The sequence below is a fragment of the Alteromonas sp. ABE4_545 genome (assembly GCF_056161325.1).
On sequence record NZ_JBSWYY010000051.1, the window covers coordinates 1 to 7,556 of the forward strand.

Annotated in this window: 6 protein-coding genes; 4 read left to right on the forward strand and 2 right to left on the reverse strand. The window is 46.8% G+C overall.

Going from position 1 to position 7,556, the window contains the following annotated elements:
- Window positions 1-131: 131 nt before the first annotated feature.
- Window positions 132-1,385: a malic enzyme-like NAD(P)-binding protein gene (locus ACXAH6_RS20060; protein WP_474879742.1), complete on the reverse strand. Its 1,254-nt coding sequence runs from the start codon at window positions 1,383-1,385 to the stop codon at window positions 132-134.
- A 531-nt stretch (window positions 1,386-1,916) separates the two neighbouring features.
- Window positions 1,917-2,129: a 50S ribosomal protein L31 gene (gene rpmE, locus ACXAH6_RS20065; RefSeq protein WP_474879743.1), complete on the reverse strand. Its 213-nt coding sequence runs from the start codon at window positions 2,127-2,129 to the stop codon at window positions 1,917-1,919.
- Between the two features lie 263 nt (window positions 2,130-2,392).
- Between rpmE and priA the strand changes: the two genes are divergently transcribed.
- From priA to hslU, 4 genes are all read left to right on the forward strand, one after another.
- Complete coding sequence (priA, locus tag ACXAH6_RS20070; RefSeq protein ID WP_474879745.1) at window positions 2,393-4,588, forward strand: primosomal protein N'; 2,196 nt, start codon at window positions 2,393-2,395, stop codon at window positions 4,586-4,588.
- A 120-nt stretch (window positions 4,589-4,708) separates the two neighbouring features.
- Window positions 4,709-5,308 carry an SPOR domain-containing protein gene (locus ACXAH6_RS20075; RefSeq protein WP_474879747.1) on the forward strand — a complete coding sequence of 200 codons (600 nt, stop codon included), beginning with the start codon at window positions 4,709-4,711 and terminating at the stop codon, window positions 5,306-5,308.
- Between the two features lie 177 nt (window positions 5,309-5,485).
- Window positions 5,486-6,010: an ATP-dependent protease subunit HslV gene (gene hslV / locus ACXAH6_RS20080; protein ID WP_474879748.1), complete on the forward strand. Its 525-nt coding sequence runs from the start codon at window positions 5,486-5,488 to the stop codon at window positions 6,008-6,010.
- A 59-nt stretch (window positions 6,011-6,069) separates the two neighbouring features.
- The gene (gene hslU / locus ACXAH6_RS20085) at window positions 6,070-7,398 is read left to right on the forward strand and encodes an HslU--HslV peptidase ATPase subunit (protein ID WP_474879749.1); all 1,329 of its coding nucleotides are present in this window, start codon (window positions 6,070-6,072) and stop codon (window positions 7,396-7,398) included.
- The last annotated feature ends 158 nt before the right edge of the window (window positions 7,399-7,556 follow it).

The window sequence follows — 7,556 nt, forward strand, 5'->3', positions numbered from 1 at the left end:
GCAAGGCGTCAATAAAAGCCCTATGGGAAGGATGGTTCAAACTACAAACCATCCTTGAAGGTTACGATTTGGCCCGTTCTCTTGAGGCTGACTTGTGATCAAGAGACAGCCTTGTTGGTGGCTTTTGCGTTTTACTCGGCCTCAGCCATGTAGTTCGGTGGCAAACTTTCAATGTGTGCCACACCTGAGGCAATGGCTGCATTGGCTACTGCTTTTGCAATACGGGCGCACAGGCGAGGGTCCATGGGTTTTGGAATGATATAGTGTTTACCAAACTCCAAAGACTCACTCTTGCTGGCTTTGAGTACTGCTTCAGGCACCGGCTCTTTGGTAATAGAACGCAGCGCTTCTACCGCTGCCACCTTCATTTCATCGTTTATTTGCGACGCGCGTACATCCAATGCACCACGGAAAATAAACGGAAAGCACAAAACGTTATTCACCTGATTGGGGTAATCAGAACGCCCTGTGGCCATAATTAAATCTTGGCGTACTTCGTGAGCTAGCTCTGGTTTAATTTCAGGATCAGGGTTAGAACATGCAAATACGATGGGGTTTTCAGCCATAAGCGCGAGCGTTTCTGGCGGTAATAAATCTGGGCCAGATACACCCACAAAAATATCCGCGCCAGCCATCACATCTTCCAATGTGCGTTTGTCGGTGTTGTTGGCAAACAGCATTTTATGAGGGGTGAGGTCTTCACGTCGCGTATGGATCACACCTTTGCGGTCGAGCATGTATATGCGTTCACGCTGGGCGCCACATTTAATTAGCAATTCCATACAGGCTACAGCTGCGGCGCCTGCACCCATGCATACGATTTTAGCATCTTGAATTTTTTTGCCTTGAATTTCTAAGGCGTTCAACATACCGGCTGCGGTAACAATGGCGGTACCGTGCTGGTCATCGTGAAACACAGGGACTTTACAGCGTTTGATTAGCTCTTGTTCAATTTCGAAGCATTCAGGTGCTTTGATATCTTCTAAGTTAATACCACCGAAAGTATCCGCGATATTAGCCACTGTATTGATAAACTCCTCACTAGTGCGGTGTTTCACTTCAATATCAATGGCGTCGAGTCCGGCAAAGCGCTTAAACAGCAGTGCTTTACCTTCCATCACGGGTTTAGAGGCAAGCGGGCCTAAATTCCCCAAGCCTAAAATTGCGGTACCGTTACTGATAACGGCAACTAAGTTACCTTTACCTGTGTATTGGTAAGCGGTAGACGGATCTTCCGCTATTTCACGCACAGGTTCCGCAACGCCGGGGCTGTAAGCCAATGCTAAATCGTCGACACTGTCGGCGGGTTTTGATAGCTCAACTCGGATTTTTCCGGGTGTAGGGTGAGCATGATAATCGAGGGCACGTTGGCGAAAATCTGACATTTTCTCTTTTGTCCTATATGCGAGAGGGTTTTTATCGATATTATTTCACTGTCGACACTGGCATATTTATGCGTGTTAACAATGATTAAGTCAGTCGCGTTTATTATTTTTATTGTACGAGCTAACTGTAGCACAGCCATATTCACTGTACATATCTTATCTGTTTAAGATATTCCCCTTTCGACACAAAATACGGCTTATAAACAAGTCTCTAGCAATTCTGTCTGGTGACATCTACACACAGAGAATTTCACTTTCCATGGTTCGACGTTTTGTTGAAAGAGGAAAGGTTGATAGTAATCTAGCAATAATTTTGGTCTGACCATTACGTGTTTGTGTCAATATTCGTTATTTCTTTTATTTATCACAACACTAATTATCATTCATTAGTTCTATTTATTGTGGGTGAGGAAAGAATATCATTGCGCGTTTATCGAAGAAGGAATTGGAGTGAGGGATTTCGAAGAAAAGCAGATTTTTCACACAAAAAAAGCGCCCAAAGGCGCTTTTTTTCGTTTTATTGTATCAGGCTTATTTTTTGCCCAATGCACCAAAACGTTTCTTGAAGCGATCAACACGACCACCGGTATCAACGTTACGTTGCTTACCTGTGTAGAATGGGTGACAAGCAGAACATACGTCTAGGTTGATGTCTTTACCTAGTGTTGAACGTACAACAATCTCGTTACCGCAAGAACAGTTAGCTGTCATTGCTTCGTATTTAGGGTGAATACCGTCTTTCATGGGTTACCTCAAAAATAAGGCCGCATCGCTATCCAGCCCGAAGCTGAACACCATACGTAACTTAAAATATGCAAACCTCATAATGGGCTTGCCGTAAAGAGGCGCGAATTCTAATGTATGGCAGGATTTCGATCAAGCCATTGTGATTAAAAATGCAACATAAAATCGACTTTGGGTGATTTTAATTTGGTTGTTCAGGTTATCGTCTTTATCATGGAAGGTACGTTGCGGGTGTCGCTCGCATCAGTGAATGTTGGAGTCTCATGGTTGTAGTTCAGGTGGCCGTTCCCGTGCCATTGCGTCAGACCTTTAGTTATTTACACACTAGCGAGTTACCGTTGGGCGTGCGCGTGCGCGTGCCTTTTGGGCGCAGAGCATTAATTGGTGTGGTGATGCAAGGGCATGCAAACCAAGCGGCAATAGATGAAAGCAAACTCAAGCCTATTGAAGCGGTACTTGACGAAACACCAGTACTGGACGATACGTTGGTGACGCTATGTCATTGGTTATCGCGCTACTATCACCATCCAATCGGTGAAGTGGTTAGTACAGCTTTACCCGTATTGCTACGAAAAGGCGAAGCTGCTGAACCGAAAAATGAACCCTGGGTGTATTTAACCACCGAGGGGGAAGGCGGGATTGAAGATGTTAAAAAACGAGCGCCGAAACAATTTAATGCCCTAACCAAGCTCGTTCAGGGGCCTTGCTCGAAAACGGCCTTTCGTGAGCTTGCTGACAGCCGCATCTTCTCGGTGTTACAAGAAAAAGGGTTTATCGAACTCAAAGAGGCGCCGCTAGAAGCGAAACACACTCAGGGTTCGTCTTGGTTAAGTGCTATGAAATTGGGTGAGAAGCCCATTCCTAATAAAGAGCAAAGTGTTGCCATTGCGGCAATTAATCTTGCTAATCAGCAGTTCTCGCCATTTCTAATCGAAGGCGTGACGGGCAGTGGCAAAACCGAAGTGTACTTACAGGCCATCGAACCTGTGGTGATGGCGGGCAAGCAGGTGCTTATTCTGGTACCAGAGATAGGCCTTACACCGCAAACCGTGTCACGGTTTGAACAACGTTTTGGTGTTGAAGTGGGGGTGCTGCATTCTCAATTGACTGATACGGCTCGGCTTGGGGTGTGGCAAAAAGCCAAGGCTGGAGAGTTGGCCATTATTATTGGTACCCGCTCTGCTATTTTTACGCCAATGAAACAACCCGGTATGCTCATTGTTGATGAAGAGCATGATGAATCTTATAAGCAGCAAGACGGTTTGCGCTACCATGCTCGCGACTTCGCGGTGATGCGCGCTCAGCACGAGAATATTCCGCTATTGCTTGGCAGTGCAACGCCTTCTTTGGAAACACTCAACAATGCCCTCAATAAACGCTATCAGCATTTGATTTTACAACAACGCGCGGCGGGCGCTGCGCATACCCAACAGCATATTCTAGACATGCGAGACCAACCACTGCATTCAGGGGTTGCTGAGGGGATGCTGCGAATCATGCGTCAGCATTTGGAAATGGGAAATCAGGTCCTCGTCTTTCTTAACCGCCGTGGGTTTGCTCCTGCCATGATATGCCAGCATTGTGGTGAAAGCGTGATGTGCCGCCGTTGTGATAAACCTTATACCGTGCATAAACACAATAAAGGTTTACAGTGTCACCATTGCGGTGGGGCACGTCCTATTCCTACTGAGTGTCCAAGTTGTCATGGTCATAATCTGCAACCGACAGGAATGGGAACAGAACGACTAGAGCAAGGTTTAACTCAGCTATTTCCCAATGCCAAACAAGTGCGTATCGACAGTGACGCGGTAAGAGGCAAAGACAAGCTAACCCGTTTATTGGATGAGATTAACCAGCGCAAATATCAGTTGTTGATTGGCACGCAAATTCTGTCCAAAGGTCACCATTTTCCACACGTAACTTTGGTTGTGATCCTCGATAGTGATGGCGCGTTATTTTCTGCTGACTTCCGGGCATCCGAAAAGCTGGCTCAGTTAGTGACCCAATTGGCGGGGCGAGCGGGGCGCGCATCGAAACCCGGAGAAATGTGGTTGCAGTCATACAACCCTGGTCATCCGCTGTTACAAGATTTAACCCAAAACGGTTTTGCACATTTTGCCCGTCATGCGTTACTGGAACGGAAAATGGCAGCATTGCCACCTTTTACCGTGCAAATAGCGTTACGTGCTGAGTCGGTAGAGGAAGCTACGGGGTTCCATTTTTTACAGCAAGCGAGAGAGATAATGGCGCTAACCGACTCCGGGGTGAATTTTATGGGCCCTATTCCCGCGCTCATTGAAAAGCGGCAAGGGCGTTTTCGGTACTTGCTGGTTATACAGTCGGCAACTCGGGCCCAAGTGCATGGGGTACTGCATCGTTGTTTACCCTCCATTGAGCAAGCGCCTCTTGCGAGTAAAGTGCGTTGGTCTATAGATGTTGACCCTGCTGATTTCTCTTAACTTAAAAAAGCCGGTAAACGGGTAACACTTAAGCAGCTTTTTTGACAAATTCACGCTACACTGGCGCAAGTTAACAACTTGTACTCTATAGATATAGCCTTAAACCAACGACGAATAACAATGGCTCAGAAAGATTATGTGTCTCGTGGTCGCGCGCCACAGAATAAAAAAAATACCAAACAGAATAATCGCAAGGCGAAACCCGCTGGGCGACAGCAAGCTTCGCGACAGCAGCAAACACCACCTACAGGCGTGATCCCATGGATTCGCGTAGTGGGTGTATTAGTGTTACTCATTGGGTTTGCCTCGTTTTTATGGTCGATAAAAGATTCGGCCCCCGCAGACAACGCACAAACCGTTTCTGCGCCACCGCCTAAAGCGGAGGACGAATTGCCAGAGCTGCCCAAAGAAGAATGGGAATATATTAAAACCCTACCAGGCTATGAAGTAGAGGTAGATGTTGAGGAGCGTGAAGAATCTGATAAGCGCTACTTGATGCAATGCGCTTCTTTCCGCACGCGTCCACAGGCTGAGGAAATGAAAGCGAAAATCGCCTTCCAAGGGTTTGAAGCGCAAATTCGCCGCAGTTCGGGTGATAATGGCGATTGGTTTAGAGTGATACTCGGGCCGTTCGACAGCAAGCGTGATGCCGAACGCACTAAGCACTCGTTGCGCAAAATCAATATTGCCACTTGTCAAATTTGGTACTGGAATTTGTAAGCTTTTGAAGCACCGCGTCATTGATGATGCGGTGCTTGTTTACTTTGCCTGCTGTTAAAGCCCCTAATCGTCATCGGGTTTTTATCTTACCCTTGAATTTCCCAGTGTTTCCCCCATCTTCCTACCATTGATTGAACGAAACCGCATTGGCGGTTGAACCCAAAGGTGGGAATTGACGTGACTACGATCGTATCTGTACGCAGAAATAATCAAGTGGTGATTGCCGGTGACGGGCAAGTGTCACTTGGCAATACCGTAATGAAAGGCAACGCAAGAAAAGTGCGTCGCTTATATCATGACAAAGTACTCGCCGGTTTTGCTGGTGGTACCGCAGACGCTTTTACTCTTTTTGAACGTTTTGAGTCTAAACTTGAAATGCACCAAGGGCACCTCACTCGCGCGGCAGTTGAACTCGCGAAAGACTGGCGTACCGACCGAGCGCTGCGACGTCTCGAAGCTTTACTTGCCGTGGCTGATGAAACGGCGTCATTAATTATTACCGGTAACGGCGATGTAGTGCAGCCCGAGAATGACTTGATTGCAATTGGCTCTGGTGGCCCGTATGCACAAGCGGCAGCAACAGCTATGTTGGAAAATACTGAGTTGTCAGCCAAAGACATTGCCGAAAAAGCACTACATATCGCGGGTGACATTTGTGTGTTCACCAACCAGAACCAAACAGTAGAAATGCTGGAATACTAAATTCGGCATTCGGTGGGCATTGCACCACTACTAACAAAGACAGGAATAAGGGTTTTTGTATGTCTGAAATGACACCTAGAGAAATTGTCCATGAGCTGGACCGCCATATTATTGGTCAGCAGTCAGCTAAGCGCGCAGTATCGATTGCACTGCGCAACCGTTGGCGTCGTATGCAGTTAGAGCCAGAACTGCGCCAAGAAGTTACACCTAAAAATATCTTGATGATCGGCCCTACCGGCGTGGGTAAAACCGAAATCGCTCGCCGCTTGGCAAAACTGGCCAATGCGCCATTCATTAAAGTTGAAGCGACCAAGTTCACCGAAGTGGGCTATGTGGGTAAAGAAGTTGAGTCGATTATTCGTGATCTTGCTGATATCGCGGTAAAAATGACCAAAGAGCAAGAAATGAAAAAAGTACGTTACCGCGCTGAAGAAGCGGCGGAAGAACGTATTCTAGACGTACTTGTACCACCACCAGAAGATGTGTGGGGACAAAAAGAAAACGTGGAAGATCGCGGTACCCGTCAGGCTTTCCGCAAGAAGTTGCGCGAAGGTAAACTCGACGACAAAGAAATTGAAATCGACGTAGCCCAAGCTCAAGTCGGTGTAGAGATTATGGCACCTCCTGGTATGGAAGAAATGACCAACCAGCTTCAGGGCATGTTCCAGAACTTGTCGGGTGACCAAAAGAAAAAGAAAAAGCTCAAAATCAAAGACGCCTACAAAATTCTGATTGAAGAAGAGGCTGCACGCCTAGTGAATCAAGAAGAGTTGAAAGAGAAGTCTCTTGAAGCAGTTGAGCAACACGGCATTGTATTCATCGACGAAATCGACAAGATTTGTAAGCGTGAAGGCAATACTTCTGCCGATGTTTCACGCGAAGGTGTGCAGCGCGATTTACTGCCATTGGTTGAAGGTTCTACCGTATCAACCAAGCACGGTATGGTGAAAACGGACCACATCTTGTTTATCGCCTCTGGTGCATTTCAAATGAGTAAGCCGTCTGATCTTATCCCTGAGTTGCAAGGCCGCTTGCCAATTCGCGTTGAGTTGTCTGCTCTGGAAGTGAACGACTTTAAGCGTATTCTTACTGAGCCTAATGCTTCACTTACTGAACAGTATGTTGAGTTAATGAAAACCGAAGGCGTGTCTGTGGAATTCACAGATACTGGCATTCAACGCATTGCTGAAGCCGCATGGCAAGTGAATGAGCGCACTGAAAATATCGGTGCTCGCCGTTTACACACTGTGTTGGAACGCTTGATGGAAGATATTTCTTTTGATGCGTCTGAGAAGAGCGGTGAGTCAATCACTATTGATGCGGATTACGTGAACAAGTATCTCGATGAGTTAGTGGATAACGAAGACCTTAGCCGGTTTATTTTGTAGCGCCGTATACCTCTTTCCATCTTGTCATTCTAAAGCCGAGCATTGCTCGGCTTTTTTATGTGACCGGTCGCGAAGCGACAGAACACCACGGGTTTACCCGTGGATGAATGAGTCCGAGGCCTGTATGCTACGAAGATGGAAGTACGAGTCTCATCACA

What these genes read in the sequence shown, in the direction of transcription:
- priA (WP_474879745.1), top strand. Translation starts at nt 2,393, where the DNA reads ATGGTTGTAGTTCAGGTGGCCGTTCCCGTGCCATTGCGTCAGACCTTT.
- hslU (WP_474879749.1), top strand. Translation starts at nt 6,070, where the DNA reads ATGTCTGAAATGACACCTAGAGAAATTGTCCATGAGCTGGACCGCCAT.
- ACXAH6_RS20060 (WP_474879742.1), bottom strand. Translation starts at nt 1,385, where the DNA reads ATGTCAGATTTTCGCCAACGTGCCCTCGATTATCATGCTCACCCTACA.
- rpmE (WP_474879743.1), bottom strand. Translation starts at nt 2,129, where the DNA reads ATGAAAGACGGTATTCACCCTAAATACGAAGCAATGACAGCTAACTGT.
- ACXAH6_RS20075 (WP_474879747.1), top strand. Translation starts at nt 4,709, where the DNA reads ATGGCTCAGAAAGATTATGTGTCTCGTGGTCGCGCGCCACAGAATAAA.